This is a genomic window from Azorhizobium sp. AG788, assembly GCF_943371865.1.
Taxonomy (GTDB): domain Bacteria; phylum Pseudomonadota; class Alphaproteobacteria; order Rhizobiales; family Xanthobacteraceae; genus Azorhizobium.
This window is the reverse complement of sequence record NZ_CALRWL010000036.1, coordinates 18,076-38,369: the sequence shown is the minus strand read 5'-3', so window position 1 is coordinate 38,369 and position 20,294 is coordinate 18,076. Positions and strand designations below refer to the sequence as shown.

At 66.4% G+C, this 20,294-nt stretch carries 15 protein-coding genes, 1 tRNA gene and 1 pseudogene; 11 read left to right on the top strand and 6 right to left on the bottom strand.

Annotation, left to right across the window (positions count from 1 at the left end):
* Positions 1–30: 30 nt before the first annotated feature.
* The 4 genes and pseudogenes from plsX to AAG816_RS18895 form a co-directional block, all read left to right on the top strand.
* Positions 31–1,101, top strand: a complete 1,071-nt coding sequence (gene plsX, locus AAG816_RS18910) for a phosphate acyltransferase PlsX (RefSeq protein ID WP_341991229.1) — start codon at positions 31–33, stop codon at positions 1,099–1,101.
* Positions 1,098–2,072 carry a beta-ketoacyl-ACP synthase III gene (locus AAG816_RS18905; RefSeq protein ID WP_341991228.1) on the top strand — a complete coding sequence of 325 codons (975 nt, stop codon included), beginning with the start codon at positions 1,098–1,100 and terminating at the stop codon, positions 2,070–2,072. The genes plsX and AAG816_RS18905 overlap by 4 nt, the downstream gene beginning before the upstream one ends.
* A gap of 82 nt (positions 2,073–2,154) precedes the next feature.
* Positions 2,155–2,472: an integration host factor subunit alpha gene (locus AAG816_RS18900; RefSeq protein WP_341991227.1), complete on the top strand. Its 318-nt coding sequence runs from the start codon at positions 2,155–2,157 to the stop codon at positions 2,470–2,472.
* Between the two features lie 14 nt (positions 2,473–2,486).
* Positions 2,487–2,759 (top strand): annotated as a pseudogene (locus tag AAG816_RS18895) (MerR family transcriptional regulator); the annotation flags it as partial.
* A gap of 2,074 nt (positions 2,760–4,833) precedes the next feature.
* On the opposite strand, the gene AAG816_RS18890 reads toward AAG816_RS18895, so the two are convergent.
* Positions 4,834–5,193, bottom strand: a complete 360-nt coding sequence (locus AAG816_RS18890; protein WP_341991226.1) for a septal ring lytic transglycosylase RlpA family protein — start codon at positions 5,191–5,193, stop codon at positions 4,834–4,836.
* 215 nt (positions 5,194–5,408) lie between these two features.
* Positions 5,409–7,070 carry a Na/Pi cotransporter family protein gene (locus tag AAG816_RS18885; protein WP_341991225.1) on the bottom strand — a complete coding sequence of 554 codons (1,662 nt, stop codon included), beginning with the start codon at positions 7,068–7,070 and terminating at the stop codon, positions 5,409–5,411.
* A 138-nt stretch (positions 7,071–7,208) separates the two neighbouring features.
* Here AAG816_RS18885 and AAG816_RS18880 point away from each other — a divergent pair.
* Positions 7,209–7,286 (top strand) — tRNA-Pro (locus AAG816_RS18880).
* Positions 7,287–7,431: 145 nt separating this feature from the next.
* Here AAG816_RS18880 and AAG816_RS18875 read toward each other — a convergent pair.
* On the bottom strand, positions 7,432–8,262 hold the full coding sequence (locus tag AAG816_RS18875) for an IclR family transcriptional regulator (RefSeq protein WP_341991224.1): 831 nt from the start codon (positions 8,260–8,262) through the stop codon (positions 7,432–7,434).
* 110 nt (positions 8,263–8,372) lie between these two features.
* Here AAG816_RS18875 and AAG816_RS18870 point away from each other — a divergent pair, with 110 nt between their 5' ends.
* The 5 genes from AAG816_RS18870 (at position 8,373) to AAG816_RS18850 (ending at position 13,858) form a co-directional block, all read left to right on the top strand.
* Positions 8,373–9,704: an MFS transporter gene (locus AAG816_RS18870; protein ID WP_341991223.1), complete on the top strand. Its 1,332-nt coding sequence runs from the start codon at positions 8,373–8,375 to the stop codon at positions 9,702–9,704.
* Positions 9,701–10,882, top strand: a complete 1,182-nt coding sequence (gene rhmD, locus AAG816_RS18865; RefSeq protein WP_341991222.1) for an L-rhamnonate dehydratase — start codon at positions 9,701–9,703, stop codon at positions 10,880–10,882. Before AAG816_RS18870 ends, rhmD begins: the two co-directional genes overlap by 4 nt.
* Positions 10,883–10,897: 15 nt before the next feature.
* Positions 10,898–11,752, top strand: coding sequence for a fumarylacetoacetate hydrolase family protein (locus tag AAG816_RS18860; protein WP_341991221.1), 855 nt, complete (start codon positions 10,898–10,900; stop codon positions 11,750–11,752).
* Entirely contained in the window at positions 11,752–12,501 is a 750-nt protein-coding gene (locus AAG816_RS18855) for an SDR family NAD(P)-dependent oxidoreductase (RefSeq protein WP_341991220.1), read from the top strand. The genes AAG816_RS18860 and AAG816_RS18855 overlap by 1 nt, the downstream gene beginning before the upstream one ends.
* A 214-nt stretch (positions 12,502–12,715) precedes the next feature.
* Positions 12,716–13,858, top strand: coding sequence for an alpha-hydroxy acid oxidase (locus AAG816_RS18850; RefSeq protein ID WP_341991219.1), 1,143 nt, complete (start codon positions 12,716–12,718; stop codon positions 13,856–13,858).
* Here the strand turns inward: AAG816_RS18850 and AAG816_RS18845 are convergent.
* Positions 13,843–15,816, bottom strand: a complete 1,974-nt coding sequence (locus AAG816_RS18845) for an AI-2E family transporter (RefSeq protein ID WP_341991218.1) — start codon at positions 15,814–15,816, stop codon at positions 13,843–13,845. The genes AAG816_RS18850 and AAG816_RS18845 overlap by 16 nt on opposite strands.
* Before the next feature lie 247 nt (positions 15,817–16,063).
* On the opposite strand from AAG816_RS18845, the gene AAG816_RS18840 reads away from it, so the two are divergent.
* On the top strand, positions 16,064–16,858 hold the full coding sequence (locus AAG816_RS18840; protein WP_341991217.1) for an MBL fold metallo-hydrolase: 795 nt from the start codon (positions 16,064–16,066) through the stop codon (positions 16,856–16,858).
* 824 nt (positions 16,859–17,682) lie between these two features.
* On the opposite strand, the gene AAG816_RS18835 is transcribed toward AAG816_RS18840, so the two are convergent.
* Entirely contained in the window at positions 17,683–18,690 is a 1,008-nt protein-coding gene (locus AAG816_RS18835; protein ID WP_341991216.1) for an NAD-dependent epimerase/dehydratase family protein, read from the bottom strand.
* A gap of 100 nt (positions 18,691–18,790) precedes the next feature.
* Positions 18,791–20,134 carry a UDP-glucose/GDP-mannose dehydrogenase family protein gene (locus AAG816_RS18830; protein ID WP_341991215.1) on the bottom strand — a complete coding sequence of 448 codons (1,344 nt, stop codon included), beginning with the start codon at positions 20,132–20,134 and terminating at the stop codon, positions 18,791–18,793.
* Positions 20,135–20,294: the final 160 nt, after the last annotated feature.

Here is a 20,294-nt window from a genome sequence, read left to right as displayed (position 1 = left end):
GCGCATGGCGTATCCGGGACCGAAGGGCTGATGACCGTACCTGTTCGTATTGCCATCGACGCCATGGGCGGAGACCACGGGCCGGAGACCATCCTGGCCGGCGTGGAAGTCGCGCGCGTGCGCCATCCGGACACGGCCTTCGTGCTGTTCGGCGACGAGGCCCGGCTGCGTCCGATCCTGGAGAAGTATCCCGCTTTGGCCGCGTCCGCCCGCATCGTCCACACAGATGTGGTGGTGGGCATGGACGACAAGCCCAGCCAGGCCCTGCGCCGTGGGCGCTATCGCTCGTCCATGTGGCGGGCCATCGATGCGGTGAAGGTCAACGAGGCCGACGCGGCGGTATCGGCGGGCAATACCGGCGCCCTGATGGCCATGGCCAAGGTCAACCTGCGCACCATGCCCGGCATCGGGCGTCCGGCCATTGCCGCCATCTGGCCGACGCTGCGGGGCGAGAGCATCGTCCTGGATGTGGGCGCGTCCATCGGCGCCACCGCGCAGAGCCTGATTGAAATGGCGATCATGGGATCGGCCATGGCGCGCACGGTGTTCGACATCGAGCACCCCACCGTCGGCCTGCTCAATGTGGGCGTGGAAGAGATCAAGGGCGTCGAAGAGGTCAAGGAAGCCGGGCGCATCCTGCGCGAGGAGGGCGTGCCGGACGTGCGCTACTTCGGCTTCGTGGAAGGCAACGACATCGGCGCCGGTACGGTGGACGTGGTTGTGACGGAGGGCTTCTCCGGCAATATCGCCCTCAAGACCGCGGAAGGCACCGCCAAGCAGCTTGCCGCCTACCTGCGCGCCGCCATGGGCCGGACGCTGCGGGCGAGGCTCGGATATCTGCTGGCGCGAGATGCGTTCGCGGTTCTGCGGCAGAAAATGGATCCGCGCCGGTCCAACGGCGGCGTCTTCCTCGGCCTCAACGGCGTGGTGATCAAAAGTCACGGCGGCGCCGATGCGGAGGGCTTCGCGGCGGCGGTGGATCTGGGCTACGACATGGTGCGCCACCGTCTCCTGGCGCGCATTCAAACCAGCATCGTCAGCCGGCCCGCGTCCGTTGCGACCATCGGGGCCGAGGCGGCGGAAGCGGAAGGGCAATCGTGAGCGGTATGAAGTCTGTGGTTCGAGGCGTGGGGTCTTATCTTCCGCAGAAGGTCCTCACCAATGCCGAACTGGCGCAATTGGTCGATACGTCGGACGAGTGGATCGTCCAGCGCACCGGCATCCGTGAGCGTCACATCGCGGCGGAGGGAGAGTTCACCTCGCACCTCGGGCTGAAGGCGGCCCAGGCGGCGCTGGCTGATGCCGGTCTCACCGCGGCCGACATCGATCTCATCGTGCTGGCCACTTCGACCCCGGACCAGACCTTTCCCGCCACTTCGGTGGTGATTCAGAACGAGCTGGGCATCACCCGCGGGGCGGCATTCGACCTTCAGGCGGTCTGCTCGGGCTTCGTGTTCGCGCTCTCTACCGCCGATGCCCATCTGAAGACCGGCAGCTTCAAGCGGGCCCTGGTGATCGGCGCGGAGACCTTCTCGCGCATCCTGGACTGGACCGACCGCGGGACCTGCGTGCTGTTCGGCGACGGCGCCGGCGCCGTGGTGCTGGAAGCGGTGCCTGAGGCCGAGGCGGGTGGGCGCGGCATATTGACCTCGCATCTGCGTTCCGACGGACGCCACCGCGCAAAATTGTTTGTGGATGGCGGTCCGTCCTCCACCCAGACCGTCGGCCATCTGCGGATGGAGGGGCGGGAGGTGTTCAAGCATGCGGTGGGCATGATCACCGACGTGATCACCGATGCCTTCGCCGCCACGGGCGAGTCCGCGGAAAGCATCGACTGGTTCGTTCCGCATCAGGCAAACCGACGCATTATCGACGCCAGCGCGCAGAAATTGGGCATTTCTCCCGCAAAAGTTGTGACAACCGTAGAGTTGCATGGCAATACCTCTGCCGCCTCAATTCCGCTGGCGCTGGATGTGGCGCGGCGGGATGGGCGGATCCAGCGCGGCGATCTGGTGCTGCTGGAGGCCATGGGCGGCGGCTTCACCTGGGGTTCCGCGCTTCTGCGTTGGTAAATAAAGCATAAAGGGCGTTGACCGTGCTGACCCCGAATGGCTAGGGTCACATATTGGTGTCCTCTAGGGGCCGGGAAGACACATGGCTGGACGGACCGTGACGCGTGCCGATCTGTGTGAGGCGGTCTACCAGCAGGTAGGCTTGTCGCGCACCGAGTCCGCAGCGCTGGTGGAAATGGTACTGCGCGAAATCGCCGATTGTCTGGCGACGGGTGAAACCGTCAAGCTGTCGTCATTCGGATCGTTTGTCGTCCGCAGCAAAGGTGAGCGGGTTGGGCGCAACCCCAAGACCGGCGAGGAGGTTCCCATCGAGCCCCGCCGGGTGATGGTGTTCAAGCCGTCCAGCATCTTGAAGAATCGCATCAACGGGCGCACAGGGAAGGTCGCAGAACGCGATTGAAGGAGCCGTAAGGCGTGGTTGACGCGAGGCATCTCGACAAGTCTCCAGACGCCTTCCGCACCATCAGCGAGGTGGCAGACGATCTTGAGCTGCCCCAGCACGTCCTGCGGTTCTGGGAAACCCGATTTACCCACATCCGCCCGGTCAAACGGGCCGGGGGCCGGCGCTATTACCGTCCCGACGACGTGGAACTGCTGCGCGGCATCCGCCATCTGCTGTACAGCGAAGGCTACACCATAAAGGGCGTGCAGAAGATCCTCAAGGATCAGGGCGTGCGCCATGTCCAGGCCATCGGCTATGACGATGGCGAGCCCGTCGCCGCCGCCCCCGAGCGACCCGCTGCGCCGCCGTCGCCGCCCGCGAGTGAAGACGGCGGGGGCTTCGGTGGGCTGCTCGGCCTGTTGCCCCGCCGCCGCCCTCGGGCGGAGAGCGACGATCACGCCCGCGCCCAGCCGGCCTTCGATGAGCCGCCGCTGCCGTTTCCCGATTTCGCCAGCTTCACGCCCCGCACCGAGGACGTGCCCGAGCCCCGCCGCCCGGCGCCGCGCGCGAGCGAGAGCCCGGGGCGCGCGGCCGCGGCCAAGCCGGCACCGTCCCGGCCCGCCGCCCCCGCCACACGGGCCGAGCCGGTGTTCCGAACCGCGGAGCGTGACGACGATCCCTACGCGCCGGAGGCGGCTCGGCACGATCCCTCGTTCGAGGCCATCCCGCGCCGTCCGGTCGCCGCGCCGCCGCAGCGGCCCAGCCGCGGCCCGGCGTCGCGCCTGCCGGAGCCCCCGGCGGCGCGCGAGCTGGAAGACCCGTTGCTGCCGTTCTTCGACGACGAATTGCCGCCCGCCGAGCAGATTTCCGAACCGCTGGATGCCCGCATCCGGCGCATGAAGGACGCCGCACCGCCCGCACCGCCGCCGCTGCCCGGTCCGCCGGAAGAATATATCCCAGCGCGCGCCCGCAAGCGTCCAGCCGCCGCGCCCGAGACGCCGCGCGCGCGCGATGATCTGGACGACGAACTGGCCGGTCAAGGCGACCTCTATGGGGATGACGATTCCATCTGGCAGCGGCCGGTGCGCGGCGCGCCGTCGGCCATGGACCATGATGACTTCCCCGATGACGACCGCTTCGCGCCGCCCCGTGCCCCCCGGCCGCGCAACACCGGAGATGACGACCCGTATCGGAGCCGCGAGGCCGAACCTTATATGGACGCTCCCCGCGCCGCGCCGCCGCGACCGGCGCGGGATGAGGGGGCGTTTTCGCCATCGCGTGAGCACAGCTCGTCGGGGCAGCCAGCGACATATGGCGCGGTTGCCGGTGCGGCCGGTCGTGCACGGCCGGAATGGTCCGCGCCCGAGCGCGGTTTCCCTGATCCGGCCCCCGTCCCGCCGGTGATGGGGCAGCGCACGGCGCGCGATCCCTTCTTTGACCCGCCGCCGCCGGTCCAGGCGCCCCTGGTGGCGCCGCCGCGGCTGGGCCCGTTTCTGGGGCCCATGGAGGAATACGATCCCGATGAGCCGGAGTCGCACGCCTCCTATCGCGCCGGCTTGGAAGACCGGCGCGCGGCCGAGCGCCGGTTGGCGCGGGAGACGGGGCAGGGTGGCCGGCAGTTTGATGACCGACCCGCGCCGCGCGAGCCGTGGAATGATGCCGGGCGCGCCGCAGATGAGCGGGCCTATGGGCGCGCGAGCCAGCGCGACCCTCGGTCCCGCGCCCGGGACACCTGGCCGGACGACGAGGGGGACGATCAGGGGGCACGCCGCATGTCGCGCGGTGCAAGCGAAGGCTGGCGCGAGCAGCCTGAGGATTATATGCCGCCGGAGCCGCATCGTCCGGGGCCGCCCGAGCAGTATCTCCCGCCGCATCTGCGCTCGGAACCGCGCATGACCGGCGCGCCGGTGCCGCCGGCGCCGCTTCTGTCGCGCGATGATATCAGCCGCCTTCAGGCAGCACTCTATGAACTCTCGGAATGCCGCCGTCTGATGGGGGCGGTGCTGGCGGAAGAGAGCGACGATTCCGGCGCGGACTGAGCCGTTTTCCGTTCCCTCAGAAAAGCGTCCCTCCCCCGTAGACATGGGTCCGCCGGGCAACGGGCTCGTGGGGCGCTTGACAGCGACTGTGCCGGCCTAGCGTCGGCGTGTTTGCCGCCAGGACGCTTTGCACTGTCTCGCCGCGCCCCCCGCGCCTGCTGACAGGGGTCATCACGCGGATGGCTATGTTCGCGGCCGGGCGCGGATCAGGGTCGGGCACCGATCTGGCGCGTTGCCATGGCCGGAAGGCGGCGGCGGAAGGGGAACCAACCGCCGCTCGCATCGTTGACGGGGTAGCGATGCCATGGACATCAGCAACGCCCCGGATCAGTGCTGGACCTCAGTCGACGACGGCCAGGGCGACCTTGGTCAGCCCGCTGCCGTGAAAGCCCAGTTCTGAGGCTGCGGCGCGGGAGACATCGATGATGCGTCCGCGGACAAACGGGCCACGGTCATTGATGCGGACGACGATTTCGCGTCCGTTCTTGAGGTTGGTGACGCGAACCTTCGTACCGAAGGGAAGCGAGCGATGGGCTGCCGTCAGGGCATTGGGGTTGAAACGCTCGCCACTGGCTGTGCCACGCCCCTGCCAATAGTAGGACGCGACGCCGGTCTGTTTGGGTTCCGCCGCAGCGGGTGTCCCGAGACCGGCCATTGTCAGTGCTAGCGAACCAAGCAGAAATCCCTTTCGGATCTCCATTCCCGCAACCTCCATGATTGTTGATGGAGATCGGCCAATGGCCACCTAATGCGGCGAGAATGTCACCCGCTAGGGGCGAGACAAGGATGAACTCAACCTGGGAGGTATGGTGCGACGGAATGGCCGCACTTATCCCCAGGCCTGTGACAGAAGTGTCACGCCTTTATCTTGACGGATTTTTGCGATTCTCGCGCCCGTGAGGCGGGGCTGTGGGCCTATTCCATTGGGCCGGCGATGCGGGTCGAAAGCAACTCGCCTTCACGCTCAAGCACCGGATAGGCGGTACCGCTGACCAAATGCGCATTGATGCGTTTCAGATCCCGCATGACGTCGAGATGCAAGGTGCTGGTCTCGGCCGACGCGACCTGCCCGGCGCGCATGCGGTCGAAATGGCTTTGCGTCGCTTTCGTCTCCAGGTCGCGGAACACCGCTTTTTCTGCGGCAAGCTGGCGGGCGGTTTCCGCATCATTGGTCATGAAGAGGGCGCCGGCTGTACGCAAATTGGCGATCACCCGATCGATCATGGTGGCGATGTCGGCCTGCCCGTCGGCGGAGAAGGCAAGGCCGCGCTTCAGACGCTTGGCCGCCAGCGGCAGCAGCGAATTATCCAGAACATCGCCCGCATGTTCCATGTTGGTGGCAAAGGCAAGGATCTCCGCCAGGCGGCGATGATCGTCGGCGCTGAGCGTCTCGGGGTCCAGCTGCATCAAATAGGCCTGGATGGCGGAGTTCAGCCGATCGAGCACGTCATCGAGGCGCTGGGCCTCGGTGACGCGGGCACGGTTGTCCTTCTCCAGCGCATCGCGGGTGCAGGAGAGCATGGTTTCCAGGATGTCCGCCAGCCGCAGCGCCTCCCGCGCGGCATTGCCGAGGGCGACCACGGGCGTGCTGGAGGCGAGGGAGTCCAGATAGAGGGGACGCGCCGGATCGCTTTCGAGAATTTTCACCGGGAACAGGGTGCGCAGCAGATCCGCGAACGGCTTCAGCACCGGCAGGAACAGGACCGCGAGCACGAGATTGAACAGGGTATGAAAGTCGGCGACGGCACGGGCCGCGTTCGGCTCGAACTCCAGCAGCAGCCGGGAGAGGGGATCGAGCAGCGCCAACGCCAGGACCGTGCCCACCAAGCGGTTCAAGACGTTGCCGAACGGCAGCCGGCGGGAGGCGGGATCGGCGGCGGAACTGGCTTCCAGCAGCGGGTTGAGCGCGCTGCCCAGATTGGCGCCGATGACCAAAGCGAGCGCGGCCTCCGGCGCAACCACCCCCTTGGCGGCCAGCGACATGGCCAGCAGCACGATGGCCACGCTGGAATGGGCAACCCAGGTGAGCACAGCCGCCACCGCGACCGCCACCAAGGGCTCCGTCGAGACCGCCCCCATGAGCATGCGCAGGCTCGGCGCGTCCTCATAGGGCGTAATGAGTTCGATCAGTTGGTGCAGCGACAGCAGCATCAGGCCGAGCCCGATGGCCACCTTGCCCACATCGCGCGGGGTGGGGCTGGCGGCGCGGCGGTACATCATGACGCCGATGAGGATCAGAGCGGGCGACAAAGGCGAGATGTCGAACGACAGCACCTGCACCACCAAAGTGGTACCCACATTGGCGCCCAGCATCACCGCCAGCGCTGGGACGAGGTCCACCAGCCCCGTGGCCGCGAATCCCGCCACCATCAGGCCGGTGGCGGTGCTGCTCTGAAGCACGGCGGTGACGCCGAGCCCGGCGAGAAAGGCGTGGAACCGGGTCTTCAGGGCGCCGGCGAGGAACGTCCGCAGGCGCGGGCCGAAGGCGCTTTGCACGCCGCTCTGCACCATATGGGTGCCCCATAAGAGCAGGGCGATGCAGCCGGCAAGGTCCAGGAGAGTCACAGGAAAGGTCACGCGCGCGCTCCCGGTGTCCGCCACCGGCGCGGAACATGGCATGGGGGCATGGCACGTCAAGCCAAAGCTGTGAGCCGGGGAAAAGTCGGATTATGGCTTGTCGGCTGAGAAGTGATGGTCTAACAGTCCGCCTCAAGTCGGAGCGTAGCGCAGCCCGGTTAGCGCACTAGTCTGGGGGACTAGGGGTCGGAGGTTCAAATCCTCTCGCTCCGACCATTTCTGCCCCACCGGCATTTCCCCACCATATCTCCATATCCCGCGGATCAGATGCCTTGAGCCGGGTGGTTGCCACCCCGTGCGGTCGGCGATTGATTGGGCGCGCTGTCGAACGTTCGCGCACCTAAGGCTGGGCCAGGTGTCCTCAGGGCTGCGGGCGACGCAGCCCGACCCGCCATCCCAATTCGGAACTGATGGCCGCGGTCACGGCTGTCACTCGCTCCGCCAGGGCCGCCATGCGCGCATCGTCCATGTAGTGCGAGGCGCTGGAGACGCTGATGGCGCCCACGGTCTGGCCGACCGCGTCGCGGATGGGCGCCGCCACGCAGCGCACCCGCGGCTCGTTCTCTTCCAGGTCGAAGGCGTAGCCCCACTGCGCATAGCCGCGCATGCGGCCGAGCCACGGGGCGCGCTCATGGTCGCGATTCGGCCCCAGAGCGGTGCCGATGGCGAAGAACCGCTCCCAGAGAGCTTCGTCTCCATCCAGAATCAGCGCCTTGCCGAGACCGGTGGACCAGACCGGGTGCCGCTCGCCCACCTTGGATGAAATCTCGAATCGGCGGCGGCCGGGGATCTTGTCGAGATAAAGCGCCCAGTCGCCCTCGAGCACGCCGAGATGCACCGTGTCCTCGGTCTCCAGCGCCAATTGGTCGAGATAGGGCCGGGCCACCCGCGTCAGCGGACGCTGGGTGCCGGCCTGCGCGCCCAGCTGGATCAGCTTCGGGCCGAGCGAATAGCCCTCGCCGGGCGCAAACCGCAGATAGCCGCGCGCCACCAGACCGCTGGCCAGACGATGGGCGGTGCTGCGGGTCAGGCCCACCGTTTTCGCCAAGCGCATCAGGTCTATGGGGCCGTCGCCCGCCGCTTCGATCACATCTAGCGCCCGCATCACCGCCTGGCTGCCGGCGGGCGGCGTCGCGGCGTCTTCGGGTGGCTCAACAGCCGTTTTGTTTGTCGAAGCTCCAAGCTCGGCCATGCGGATTGACTCCCCCCAAAGGCTTCAATATCAGATCATCCTACATAATAAGATGAAGTACCACAATATGGTACTCGCTCCTGCAGACTTCAAGCACCTGAGGAAATGCCATGGTGGACAATCCGACCCTTGACCGGGCGATCGCGCGCACGCGCCGGCGTCTCGTACCCTTCCTGCTGCTCATGTATGTGCTGTCGTTCCTCGACCGCGCCAACATCGGCTTTGCCAAGGACGCCTTCCAGGCGGCCACCGGTGTGTCCGCCGCCGCCTATGCCCTCGGGGCCGGCTTGTTCTTCCTGACCTATGCGGCGTTCGAGATCCCCAGCAACCTGATCATGCATCGGGTCGGGGCCAAGATCTGGATGTGCCGGATCATGGTCACCTGGGGCCTGGTCTCCGCCGCCACGATGTTCGTGACCGGCGAGAATTCCTTCTACGCCATCCGCCTGCTGCTCGGCGCGGCGGAGGCCGGCTTCTTCCCCGGCGTGATCTTGTACGTGACCTATTGGTTCCCTCAGGCCAAGCGCGGCCAGATCCTCGGTCTGTTCTATTTCGGCGCGCCCTTGTCCTTCATTCTCGGCGCCCCGCTCAGCGGCCTGCTGCTGGAATTCCACGGCGCGTTCGGCCTTGAGGGCTGGCAGTGGATGTTCCTGATCGAAGGCCTCCTGGCCAGCGTGGTCGGCATCTGGGCCTATTGGTATCTGGACGACAAGCCGCAGGATGCCCGCTGGATGCCCGCCGACGAGCGCAAGGCCCTGGCCGATGCCATCGCCGCCGAGCAGAAGGCCAAGGAAGGCGCGGGCCACGTCGGCCTCAAGGCAGCCTTCGCCAATCCGCGCATCCTGCATTTCGTGCTGATCTATTTCCTGATCCAGATGAGCGTCTATGGCGTCATCTTCTACCTGCCGACGCAGGTGGCCGCCCTCCTGGGCAAGAAGGTCGGGCTGGAAGTGGGCCTCGTCACTGCGATCCCGTGGATCTGCGCCATGGCCGCCACATTCTTCCTGCCGCGCCTGGCGGACCAGACCGGCGCGCACCGCATGCTTGCGGCGGCTACCCTGGCGGTATCCGGCCTCGGCATCGCCGTGTCTGCCGGCAGCGGCCCGGCCATCGCCCTGGTGGCGCTGTGCTTCGCGGCCGCCGGCTTCATCGCCGTGCAGCCCATGTTCTGGACCTTCCCCACCCGCTATCTGGGTGGCGTCGCGGCGGCGGCGGGCATCGCCTTCATCAATGCGCTGGGCGCATTGGGCGGCTTCGTCGCCCCGAACGTCAAGAACTGGGCCGACGCTTCCTTCGGCGCCCCCACCGGCCTTTATGTGCTGGCCGGCACCACCTTCATCGGCGTGATCGCCATCATCGCGCTCGGCAAGGCGCGTAACCCTGCGGCTAGCGTCCCAACCGGCGCCGCATCGACCCCCAAAGCGCGAGGAGCCCGTTCATGACTGTCCCTACCATTCGTGAAGTCCGCGCCTTCGTGGTGCGCGGCGGCGGCGGCGATTATCACGACCAGACCGGCACCCACTGGATCGACGATCACATCGCCACCCCCATGTCCAGGTATCCGGCCTATCGCGAGAGCCGCCGCACCTTCGGCATCAACGTGCTCGGCACGCTGGTGGTGGAAGTGGAGGCCTCCGACGGCACCGTCGGCTTTGCCGTGACCACCGGCGGCGAGCCCGCCGCCTGGATCGTGGAGAACCATCTCGCCCGCTTCATCGAGGGCGCCAAGGTCACCGACATCGAATTGATGTGGGACCAGATGTATCGCTCCACCCTGTTCTATGGCCGCAAGGGCCTGGTGGTGAACACCATCTCCGGCGTCGATCTGGCGCTATGGGACCTCCTGGCCAAGTGGCGCAAGGAGCCGGTGTTCCATTTGCTGGGCGGCGCGGTGCGCGACGAACTCCAGTTCTATGCCACCGGCGCCCGGCCGGACCTGGCCAAGGAAATGGGCTTCATCGGCGGCAAGATGGCCCTGCACCATGGCCCGGCGGAAGGCGAGGAGGGGCTGAACAAGAACCTCCAGATCCTCGCCGACATGCGCGACAAGGTCGGCCCCGACTTCTGGCTGATGCAGGATTGCTGGATGGCGCTGGACGTCAACTACGCCACCCGCTTCGCCACCGAAGCCTGGCATGAGATGGGCCTGAAGTGGATCGAGGAGGCGTTGCCGCCGGACGATTACTGGGGCTATGCCGAGCTCAAGCGCGACGTGCCCAAGGGCATGCTTGTGACCACCGGCGAACATGAGGCCACCCGCTGGGGCTTCAAGATGCTGCTGGAGATGGAATGCTGCGACATCATCCAGCCGGACGTGGGTTGGTGCGGCGGCATCACCGAGCTGATCAAGATCTCGGCGCTCGCCGACGCCAAGGGCGCGCTGGTGGTGCCCCATGGTTCCAGCGTCTACAGCTACCACTTCGTCATCACCCGGCATAACAGCCCGTTCGCCGAATTCCTGATGATGCATCCGGTGCCCGACCAGGTGGTGCCGATGTTCACGCCGCTGCTGCTGGACGAGCCGGTGCCGGTCAATGGCCGCCTCAAGCTGCCCGAGACTCCCGGTTTCGGCGTGCGCCTGAACCCGGAGTGCAAGCTCCACCGTCCCTATACGCACTGACCGGAAGGCACTGTCATGAAACTCCTGCGCTTTGGCCCTGCGGGCCAGGAACGCCCCGGCCTGCTGGCCGATGACGGCACCATCCGCGATCTGTCCGGCGTCATCTCCGACATCACCGGTGCCGTGCTTGCCCCCGAAAGCCTCGCCAAGCTGGCGGCGCTCGATGTGGCCAGCCTGCCGGTGGTGGAAGGCACCCCGCGCTATGGCGCGCCGGTGGCCGGCGTGCCGAAGTTCATCGCCATCGGCCTGAACTTTTCCGACCATGCGGCGGAATCCAACCTGCCGATCCCGGCCGAGCCCGTCGTGTTCATGAAGGCCACCTCCTGCATCCAGGGGCCGAATGACGACGTGGTCATTCCGAAGGGCTCCACCAAGACCGACTGGGAAGTGGAGCTGGGCATCGTCATCGGAACCCGCGCCTCCTACGTGGAAGAGGCGGACGCCCTCGATCATGTGGCCGGCTACGTCTGCATCAACGACGTGTCGGAGCGCGAGTATCAGATCGAGCGCGGCGGCACCTGGGACAAGGGCAAGGGCTGCGACACCTTCGGCCCCATCGGCCCCTGGCTGGTGACCAAGGACGAAGTGGGCGACGTGCAGCAACTCGGCATGTGGCTCGACGTCAATGGCAAGCGCATGCAGACCGGCAGCACCGCCACCATGATCTTCGATGTGAAGGTCATCGTCAGCTACCTGTCGCGCTTCATGACCCTGATGCCCGGCGACATCATCACCACCGGCACCCCTCCGGGCGTCAGCCTGGGCATGAAGCCGGTGCCGGTCTATCTCAAAGCCGGCGACGTCATGACGCTGGGCATCGACAAGCTCGGCCAGCAGAAGCAGACCTGCGTCGCCTGGGAGAAGAAGTGATGGTTGATACGACACGCTTTTCCGGCCGCGTCGCGGTCGTCACCGGCGGCGCGGCGGGCATCGGCCTCTCCGTTGCCACCCGCATCGTCGCCGAAGGCGGCAAGGTGGCGATCTGGGATCGCGATCCCGCCGCCATCGCTGCCGCCACCACCACACTGGGCGCCAACAGCCTCGGCGTGCCGCTGGACGTGTCCGATTGGGACTCGGTCGACGCGGCGGCCAAGGCCACGGTCGCAGCCTTCGGCGGCATCGACATTCTGGTAGCCAGCGCCGGCATCACCGGCCCCAACACCAACACCTGGTCCTACCCGGTGGAGGAGTGGCGCAAGGTGATCGACGTGAACCTGAACGGCGTCTTCTACTGCGACAAGGCCGTGGTGCCTTACATGCTGGAGAAGGACTACGGGCGCATCGTCAACATCGCCTCCATCGCCGGCAAGGAAGGCAACCCCAATGCCCCGGCCTATAGCGCCTCGAAGGCCGGCGTGATCGGCCTCACCAAGTCGCTCGGCAAGGAACTGGCCAAGAACAAGATCACCGTGAACTGCGTCACCCCCGCGGCGGTGCGCACGGCGATCTTCGATCAGATGACCCAGGCCCATATCGACTTCATGCTGTCCAAGATCCCCATGGGGCGCTTCGGCCAGATCGAGGAAGTGGGCGCGCTGATCTGCTGGCTGGCCTCGGAGGAATGTTCCTTCACCACCGGCGGCGTGTTCGACGTGTCCGGCGGCCGCGCCACCTACTGAGCATTTGGCTCTCCCACCGGTGCTGCTCCGCGGCACCGGTCCTCATGTATCGCGCCCGACGCCGCGGTGGCGTGCAGAATTCTTCTCACCATGCGCGCACCCCCATATCCCGTGCTTGCCTTCAGTGGGGGGAGGGTCGAAAAGCCGGGCGAGATGGTGGCGGCTCGGCTGCTTCCTGCCCCAAAACTCCCCTGTTTCATGGAAGGGCCAGTCGATGGCGCCCGTCACCTCAATTGCGGACCTGCGCAGCATCGCGCAGCGGCGGATTCCCCGGGCGATCTTCGAGTATGCGGATCGCGGTTCCTATAGCGAGAGCACCCTGCGCGACAACAGCGCCGCTTTGGCCGCGCTCAAGCTGCGCCAGCGGGTGATGATCGATGTGTCCGAGCGCAATCTGGCCACCACCATGATCGGCCAGCCGGTGACCATGCCGGTGGCCATCGCCCCCACCGGACTGACCGGCCTGTTTCACGCCGACGGGGAAATTCTCGGCGCCCGCGCCGCCCAGGCGTTCGGTGTGCCGTTCACGCTCAGCACCATGTCCATCTGCTCCATTGAGGACGTGGCGGGCGCGGTGGGCAAGCCGTTCTGGTTCCAGCTCTACGTGATGCGCGACCGCGGCTTCTCCAAATCGCTGGTGGAGCGCGCCATCGCCGCCAAGTGCTCGGCGCTGGTGCTCACCCTCGACCTTCAGATCCAGGGGCAGCGTCACCGCGACATCAAGAATGGGCTCAGCGTGCCGCCGAAGCTCACCCTCGCCAACATGCTCGACGTGGCGACCAAGCCCGCCTGGGCGCTCAAGGTGCTGCGCGGCAAGCGCCGCACCTTCGGCAATCTGGCCGAGCGCGTGCCGGGGGCGGACAGCCTCTCCACCTTGTCGCAATGGATCGCCGGGCAGTTCGACCCATCGCTGTCGTGGAATGATGTGGCCTGGATCCGCAGCCTGTGGCCCGGCAAGCTCATCCTCAAGGGCATTTTGGACCTTGAGGACGCCAAGATCGCCGCCGACACCGGCGCCGATGCCATCGTGGTCTCGAACCATGGCGGCCGGCAATTGGATGGCGCGCCGGCGTCCATCACCGTGCTGCCGGCCATTGCCGAGGCGGTGGGCCACAAGACCGAGATCATGTTCGACGGCGGCATCCGCTCGGGCCAGGACGTGCTCAAGGCCATCGCTCTCGGCGCCAAGAGCTGCATGATCGGCAAATCCTGGCTTTACGGCCTCGCGGCGGGCGGGGAGGAGGGGGTGCTCCAGACCCTCGACATCATCCGCCGCGAGATGGATGTGAGCATGGCGCTCACCGGCACGCGCGACATCCGCGCCGTGGATCGCTCGATCCTCTACCCGAGCGCGTGATCGGCGGCGGCTGGGGTGATCTCAGCCGGGCTCGCATCCCGCGCCGCCGCGGTTCCGGCTGCTTCGCGCCGATCGGACCGGGCCATGGCGAGCGCCGCCGCCAGGGCTTCCTCAATGGAGGTGGCGCCGGCATCGCCGGCCTCCTCCAGGGCGCTGCGCGCGACGCGATCCTCCGAAAGGCCCCAGGCCCCCAGGAGGATCGGCACATTCGGCAGGCGCCGCCGCAGCCGGCGCGCCGAATAGCGCAGGTGTGCCGCGCTGCCCCCATCCAGCGAGGACACCACGATCAAGGCCAACTCCGGATGGTCGAGGGTCGCCAGATTGGTGCGCTGAAGCCGCTCGGGCCCCTCCACCCGGGTGGTCAATCCGTATGCAGTGAACACCAGCGAAAGCAGCAATGCGGCTGCCTCGTCTAGGCCCGAACTTGCGCTGATGCACAGGACCGGCGTCGGTGCGGCCCAGGCGGCGGGCAGGGTGCTGCGATCCAGCCGCGCGTAGGTTCGGCGCTGCGGTGCGGTGGTCGCCGGCTCCATGTCGCCGGAACCTTGGCGGGTTGCGGGGGGCACCGCCTCGTCGCCGGGCGCGAGATTGTCCACCAATTCGCCAACGCTGACGCGGATCCGTTCGATGCGCTCCACATCCAGCGCCCCGCGCGTGGCATCGCGCTGTGCCAGCCGCAAGGCGGGCAACGCCACCTCGTCCACATAGGCCAGCAACGGCTGCTGCTTGAGATATTCCTCCGCCTTGGTGGTGGCCTCGATGGGATCTCCCGCCAGCATGCGCTGGTAGAACAATTCCGGCGCGCTCAATGGCGGGCGATCACCGAACATGACGTCGAGGAATTCCAGCTGATCCACATGGCGGCCCAGCACCACCAGGCACAGGGTCAGTGGCGTGGCCAGCACGAGGCCGATGGGTCCCCACAGCCAGGTCCAGAAAGTGGCGGAAGCGATGACCGCCACCGGCGACAGCCCGGTGCTGCGGCCATAGAGCAAGGGCTCGATGATGTGGCCGACCAACGGCTCGATCACCACGAACAGCGCCACCGTGGAGACCACCATGGCCCAGCCGGGATCCACCGCCAGGGCCAAGGCCGAGGGCAGCACCGCGGCGATGATCGCGCCGATATAGGGCACAAAGCGCAGCACCGCCGCGAGCAGGCCCCACAGGATCGCGCTGGGCACGCCGATGAGCCACAGGCCGAGACCGATCACCGCGCCAAAGCTGGCATTGAGCACCACCTGGGTCAGCAGGAAGCGCGAGAGCCGGCCGCCCGCGTCATCCAAGGCCGCCGTGGTGCGCTGGATGTCATGGGCACCGGCGAGGCGGATGAACCGGTTCCGCAGGTCTTCCCGCTGCAGCAGGATGAAGATCAGGAAGATGAAAATGATGCCCGTGGTGGCCAAAGGGTGGATCAGGGGCGAGATCACCGATCCCAGCATCCCCAGGGTGCCTGGCTCCGGCTGGCGGATTTCCACCGGGATCGGCTTCTGCACCGCAACGCCTGCCGGCAAGGCATTGGTCTGCGCCGGCTGTGGCCGGTCCAATTCCGTGGAGAGATCCTGGAGCATGTTGGCCACCCGCTCCATGCTGCCCGAGCCGGCGGTGGCGCCCTTGAAGGAGCGGATCTTCTCTTGCAGGTTGGCCTGATAGCGGGGCAGGTCGATGGCCAGTTCGGCAATCTGGCTGGCGACCACCGCGCCCAGCGTGGCGAGGCCGAGGAACGTTACCAGCACCACCGTCACCACGGAGAGCGTGCGCGGAAGCCGGATCCGGCGCAGCACCCGCAGCACCGGCGACAACACGAAACTCAGAAGGATGGCCAGGGCCACCGGCACGAACACCTCGCGACCGAAGAACAGCACCGCAATGATCGCAATGGCCGCGATCAGTTCCAGCACCCGTCCCTCCCGGGAGGCAGGTCTCGTCATGCGGGCGAGGCCCGGATCGTTGAACATAAGGGTGTCCTGGGCCAGCGGGGGAAGCGCGGATCGTGCCTGATCCCTGGCAGCACGGCAGCGCTCATGCCGGCACCAACGCTGCCGCGCCGCGAAGGTTGCGGGCCGTAAGAGGCAAAGTTTCCCCAGCGCCACGCCCGCGTGGGATGCCGGAGCCATCCCGCTGCGTCGCGGCTCTTGGTGAATCTGCCCTGCCCGCGCTAAGGGTCGATGCTGCGGTCGCCCGCGGCGCTATGCGAGTCTCCCCATGACCCTCACATTTACGATCCTTGGCTGTGGTTCTTCCGGCGGGGTGCCGCGGGTGGGGCAGGGGTGGGGCGACTGCGATCCGTCCGAGCCACGCAATCGCCGCCGCCGGTGCTCGCTGCTGGTGCAGCGGCATGGACCGGGCGGCACCACCACCGTCCTGGTGGACACCTCCCCGGACCTGCGCGAGCAGTTGCTCGATGCGGATGTGACCGACATCCAGGCCGTGCTGTTCACCCATTCCCATGCCGACCACACCCATGGGATCGATGATCTGCGCCCCCTGGCCATCCTCCACCGTCGGCGTCTGGACATCTATACGGACGAGGACACCTCCGCCGCCTTGCACGCCCGCTTCGGCTATTGTTTTGAAACGCCGCCGGGCAGCGGCTACCCCCCCATCTTGACGGAACACCGGTTCCGGGAGGGGAGGGAGGTCAGCATCTCGGGGCCGGGCGGGGAGATCGTCGCCCTGCCGTTCCGCCAGCACCATGGCGACATCGATGCCTTCGGATTCCGATTCGGCAACGTGGCCTATGCGAGCGATGTGAACGGATTTCCCGCCAATTCCCTGACATATCTCAAGAATCTGGACGTACTGATTCTTGATGCACTACGTGACAAACCGCATCCATCTCACTTCAGCCTGGCGGAAGCGCTGGCCCATATTGCGATCCTTCAGCCCCATCGTGCGGTATTGACAAACCTTCATACCGATCTCGACTACGGCCGCCTCGTCCGAGAGTTGCCGGACGGTATCATTCCGGCCTTTGACGGCATGACTTTTGATGCCTGAGGGCGATTCATCGGTTGCAAATCACCGCACAAGCCTATGATTAATAAAGATAATTAACCATATCTGAAGTGGCGCTTGAGGCTGGCATCCTCACCTGTTCCCTTATCGAACCCCTGACGCTGCTTATGCCTTAGCGGTGGCTTATTCCCTCAAACCTTGGCGTGGCATTGGCCACCAACGACTTCTCCGAGAGGGGTTGGCGCGGCTGCTCTGGCGGCCTAATCCAGCCAGTCAGACATGCCCAGTCGGATATGCTGAGCGGCCGCCTCCGGCTCCGGGCCGACGTTCCGCTGCTTGCTGCCGTGTCCACCGTTGTCTCGAGAACGCTGGCTTGGCCGCAGGCGGCCGGCGATCTCAGCCCGCAGACCATGCTGGCCTTCGCCAGCGACTCAATGCCATTCACGGTCTCGAAGCCGCGCTGGCGGCGGATGTTTGGTGTTCGGTGCGGGGATTTCAGGCCATCTCGGCGATGCAGTGGAGGTGAGCGTCCTCCGGCCAACGGCCCCCAACACCAATCAGAGCGCGGTCAACGGCACGTGGGCGTCGATCTCAGTTCCAGTCCCATCAAGTGCCGGGTTCCGGGTACCGCCACAAGTTGCGCTGAAATTAAGTTCCATAATATATCTTCTACGTATTATGGATTGGGCGCGAAAAGGCTGCCGGATGATTGGGCTTGGCATGTCCGCGAATTCACAATGCCGGCTGCGCTGGCAGTCGCCCTCGCCCCAAGTCGAGGTCTCGCCCCGCCCGGCCCTGGCGCTGCTCCGCGTCGGGGGACGGATCCTGGTTGAGATGCCGTGGCCGGGCTTAGTCTCAGCTCGGCTTCATAGGCCGTAGTAGCCGCGGTACCAGTCCACGAAGGCCGGGACGCCGATGCTGACCGGCGTGGCCGGCCGATAGTCCACCAGGGCTTCCAGCAGGGCTGACGAGGCGTAGGTGCGCGGCACGTCGCCCGGCTGCATCGGCAGCATGCGGCGGATGGCGGGCCGGCCGACGGCCGCCTCCACGGTATCGACGAAGTCCAGCAGGCCTACCGGCTCGCCACCGGCGATGTTGACAATGCGGAATGGCGCCACGGCGGAAAGGGAATCCAGGCCTTCCGGCCCAACGGCCTGTCCCTGGCATGGAATCACCGGGATCAGCCGCGTGACAGCCTCCACCAGATCATCCACATACGTGAAATCCCGCGACATCTGACCCTGGCCGTAAATGTCGATGGGCTGGCCCGCCAGGGTGCCGGCGACGAATTTGAACAGCGCCATGTCCGGCCGGCCCCAGGGACCGTAGACGGTGAAAAAGCGGAATGCCGTGGTCGGCACGCCGAACAAATGGGCATAGGAATGCGCCATGACTTCCATGGACTTCTTGGTGGCCGTGTAGAGCGTCATCGGCTCGTCGGTGCGGTCGTTTTCCGCAAACGGGATCTTGGTATTGGCCCCATAGACCGAACTGGTGGAGGCCAGCAGCAAATGCGTGGGCTTCAGGCGGCGTGCCAGTTCCAGCACGTTCCACGAGCCATTCAGATTGGCATCCACATAGGCCTTGGGGTTTTCCAGGCTGTAGCGCACGCCCGCCTGGGCGGCGAGGTGGATGATCACGTCCGGCTGGGCCAGGTCGGCGGCCTGGGCGAGGGCATCGGCATCCTCAAGCATGCCGATCACCGCGGTGAATTGATTCGACCGTTCCAGGATCGCGTGGCGCGCCCGCTTCAGCGAGACATCATAATAAGGCGTGAGGCCATCGAAGCCGACCACCACATGTCCCTCTTCCAGCAGGCGACGGGCCAAATGGAAGCCGATGAAGCCGGCCGTGCCGGTTACCAGGAAACGCATATTTCACCGCAAAGCGCCAAGAGAGCGGCTGTCGTGCCGCCCTGCCCCCAAAGATGTGACGCGAGATTGCGCAAGTTGTAAGGCATTCCGGTAGGGGGTGTCAGAGCCCGTGCCGATGTTGGCTGCCGCGATCAAACTCGCCCCGTCCAACGCTCTCATAGGCGAACCCCAGCGCCGCAATCTCATCGGGGCGATAGATGTTGCGCAGGTCCACCAGGATCGGCTGCGCCATCACCTCGCGGAGCCGCGTGAAATCCAGCGCGCGGAAGGCATCCCACTCGGTAATGATCACCAGGCAATCCGCCCCCTCGGCAGCCTCATAGGCCCCGGTTGCATAGTGAACGGCGGCGGGCAGCACCTTGCGCGCCTCCTCCATGCCTTCGGGGTCGTAGGCCTGGATCTTCATGCCCTTGTCCAGCAAGGCGTTGATGATGGAGATAGCCGGGCTTTCGCGCATGTCGTCGGTATTGGGTTTGAAGGTGAGGCCGAGCACCGCGGCGGTCTTGCCGCGCACGTCGCCGCCCAGCACGCTGGTCACCTTGCGGGCCATGGCCAGCTTGCGCACGTCGTTAACTGCGACCACGGTTTCCACGATGCGCAACGGCGTCCCGGCCTCCTGGGCGGTGCGGGTCAGCGCCAGCGTGTCTTTTGGGAAGCAGGAGCCGCCGTAACCGGGGCCGGCGTGCAGGAATTTCGAGCCGATGCGGTTGTCGAGGCCGATGCCGCGCGCCACGTCCTGCACGTTTGCGCCCACCTGCTCGCACAGGTCGGCAATCTCGTTGATGAAGGTGATCTTCACCGCCAGGAAGGCGTTGCCGGCATATTTGATCAGCTCAGATGTGCGTCGGCCGGTGAAGACCATGGGCAGGCTGTTCAGCGCCAGCGGGCGATAAAGCGCGGTCATCACGTCGCGCGCCTTGGGATCATCGGTGCCGACCACGATGCGGTCAGGCCGCTTGAAATCCTCGATGGCGGCGCCTTCGCGCAGGAATTCGGGGTTGGAGACCACGGAGATCTGCGCGTCCGGGCGGGCTTCGCGGATCACCCGTTCCACCTCGTCGCCGGTGCCCACCGGCACCGTGGATTTGGTGACGACCACCGTATAGCCCTCGGCGGCTGCGGCGATCTCGCGTGCGGCGGCATAGACATAGGACAGGTCCGCATGGCCGTCGCCGCGCCGCGACGGCGTGCCCACGGCGATGAACACGGCGTCGGCCTCGCGCACCGCCTGGGTCAGGTCGGTGGCGAAATCCAGCCGGCCGGCGGCGCGATTGCGCGCCACCAGATCGTCCAGGCCCGGCTCGAAGATCGGGATCTCGCCGCGCTCCAGCATGGCGATCTTGCCGGCGTCCTTGTCGACGCAGGTCACATGGTGCCCGAAGTCGGCGAAGCAGGCGCCGGACACCAGACCCACATACCCCGTGCCAATCATTGCGACGCGCATGGCGTTCCCACCCTCTTCGCCGGACCTCAGTCACCCGGAGGCGCTATCTCGCACTTCGACGTGAGAAAATGAAGACACTTCCGCCGCCGGGCGGTCCATGGCAGGAGGCTTTGCATTCGCTTTCGCTCCCAAGTCGCTCCAGACGCAGGGGCAGCCGCGT

Coding starts and splice junctions, on each gene's coding strand:
- plsX (WP_341991229.1), top strand. CDS start 31: ATGACCGTACCTGTTCGTATTGCCATCGACGCCATGGGCGGAGACCAC.
- AAG816_RS18900 (WP_341991227.1), top strand. CDS start 2,155: ATGGCTGGACGGACCGTGACGCGTGCCGATCTGTGTGAGGCGGTCTAC.
- AAG816_RS18890 (WP_341991226.1), bottom strand. CDS start 5,193: ATGGAGATCCGAAAGGGATTTCTGCTTGGTTCGCTAGCACTGACAATG.
- AAG816_RS18875 (WP_341991224.1), bottom strand. CDS start 8,262: ATGGCCGAGCTTGGAGCTTCGACAAACAAAACGGCTGTTGAGCCACCC.
- AAG816_RS18870 (WP_341991223.1), top strand. CDS start 8,373: ATGGTGGACAATCCGACCCTTGACCGGGCGATCGCGCGCACGCGCCGG.
- rhmD (WP_341991222.1), top strand. CDS start 9,701: ATGACTGTCCCTACCATTCGTGAAGTCCGCGCCTTCGTGGTGCGCGGC.
- AAG816_RS18860 (WP_341991221.1), top strand. CDS start 10,898: ATGAAACTCCTGCGCTTTGGCCCTGCGGGCCAGGAACGCCCCGGCCTG.
- AAG816_RS18855 (WP_341991220.1), top strand. CDS start 11,752: ATGGTTGATACGACACGCTTTTCCGGCCGCGTCGCGGTCGTCACCGGC.
- AAG816_RS18850 (WP_341991219.1), top strand. CDS start 12,716: ATGGCGCCCGTCACCTCAATTGCGGACCTGCGCAGCATCGCGCAGCGG.
- AAG816_RS18845 (WP_341991218.1), bottom strand. CDS start 15,816: ATGTTCAACGATCCGGGCCTCGCCCGCATGACGAGACCTGCCTCCCGG.
- AAG816_RS18840 (WP_341991217.1), top strand. CDS start 16,064: ATGACCCTCACATTTACGATCCTTGGCTGTGGTTCTTCCGGCGGGGTG.
- AAG816_RS18835 (WP_341991216.1), bottom strand. CDS start 18,690: ATGCGTTTCCTGGTAACCGGCACGGCCGGCTTCATCGGCTTCCATTTG.
- AAG816_RS18830 (WP_341991215.1), bottom strand. CDS start 20,134: ATGCGCGTCGCAATGATTGGCACGGGGTATGTGGGTCTGGTGTCCGGC.